1 pseudogene is annotated in these 826 nt (G+C 76.9%); it reads right to left on the bottom strand.

Going from position 1 to position 826, the window contains the following annotated elements:
* Nucleotides 1-108 precede the first annotated feature (108 nt).
* A pseudogene (locus Q0L15_RS18285) lies at nt 109-826 on the bottom strand (hypothetical protein); the annotation flags it as partial.

Genomic DNA, 826 nt, shown 5'->3' with positions numbered 1-826 from the left:
GCGGCCAGCACCAGGGGCCGTACGCCGGCCGCGACCCGGACCGCGTCCAGGGGGTGACCGGCGAGCGCGAGCCCGACGGCGCGGGCGCACTCGTGGGCGAGCCGCCGGTCACTCTGGCCGGCCACAGCCGCCCGTGCCTCCTCGACCGCAGGGTCGTCGTCGCTCCAGGCCTCGGTCGCCGCGATCGAGTGCGCCACGACGCTCCAGCCGTACCGGCCGATCGGGTCGTCCATCGACCCGGACCGCCCCAGGTCCATCGCCGTGCGCCAGTCGCACCGGGTGTACGCGACCAGCGCCCGCAGGACGGGCGGGCCGGCGGCGATCGCCTCGCCGGGGACCGGAGCGCCGACGAGCAGCCGGCACCAGGCGTCCTGCGTCCGCGTGACCTCCGTGGATACGGCGACCTCGGACGGTCACCGGCTCCCCGGTGCCCTCGAACCACCGCGCGGCCCGCAGGTGCTGCTCCCGCAGCCGCTCCGGCCACCGTCGTTCCAGGTCGGTCAGCAGCATGTCGCGCACCAGGCCGTGCACGCCGAACCAGCCACCGGCGTCGAGGCTCGTCACGAACAGGCCGCGCTCCTCGGCCTCGCCGAGCAGGTCGCCGGCGTCCGGCCTGCCCGTCAGCGCCTCCGCCAGCCCGTAGTTCAGCCGGTCCACCACCGCGGTCGAGAGCAGCAGGCCCACCAGCTCGGCCCGCTCCGCGCCGAGCACCTCGTGCCACACGTAGCTGTCGACCAGCCGGTCCGGTGCCGACGGCAGGCGGCGCCGGGACCGGACGGCGAGCGCGGCGAGCTGGAGTGCGGCGGCCCAGCCATCCGCCCACTCG

Source organism: Nocardioides sp. (genome assembly GCF_024509035.1).
In the GTDB taxonomy this organism is placed as follows: Bacteria; Actinomycetota; Actinomycetes; order Propionibacteriales; family Nocardioidaceae; genus Nocardioides.
The sequence above is the reverse complement of the archived record's forward strand: the minus strand, read 5'-3'. Positions and strand labels throughout refer to the sequence as shown.